The following is a 536-nucleotide window of genomic DNA, read 5'->3' on the forward strand; positions in this document are numbered from 1 at the left end:
GAACGGGATGCCGCCGTCCAGGACTGCGTCCTTAAGGTAGTACCAGCTCTCCATGAGGACCTTGTCCTGGTTCATGAGGGCGAGGGCGGCCATGGAGACGCCGTCCTCGTTGGGCGTCAGCCACTTGCACACCGGCGCGGCGGCGTAGCGGCGGGAGAGCTTGCCGTCGGCGCCCTCCTCCATCTCGCACCTGACGACGTTGTAGGAGGCGAGCAGGCGGAGCATGCGGTCCACCATGTCGGCCGCCGCCGGGTTCGCCTTGGACGGCAGCTTGTCGGCCACCTCCGCCGGCGTCAGCAGCGCCGCCTTCCCCCCTCCTCCGGCGACGGCGGCGGACTGCAGCGTCTCGAGCAGGCCCAGCTCGATGGCGTTCTTGAGCGTCATCGGCAGGATCGACGACGACGCCAGCTGCAGCGCGTACATGCACGCCTCCTCGTCGGCCGCCGCGGCCATGTCGGCGGCTGTAGAACCCATCCTAGCTAGCTAACTCTCTCTCTCTCTCGCCGGCGATGGAGAAGAAGGAGGAGGAGGCTGAT

General features: G+C 67.9%; 1 protein-coding gene. It reads right to left on the reverse strand.

What is annotated here, in order from left to right; all coding sequences use genetic code 11:
* Positions 1–423, reverse strand: a 423-nt coding sequence (locus NK662_RS24790) for a dimerization domain-containing protein (protein WP_254761380.1), incomplete at its 3' end; no start/stop codon positions are given.
* Between the last annotated feature and the right edge of the window lie 113 nt (positions 424–536).

The sequence above is a fragment of the Ectobacillus ponti genome, assembly GCF_024294785.1.
In the GTDB taxonomy this organism is placed as follows: Bacteria; Bacillota; Bacilli; order Bacillales; family Bacillaceae_G; genus Ectobacillus; species Ectobacillus ponti.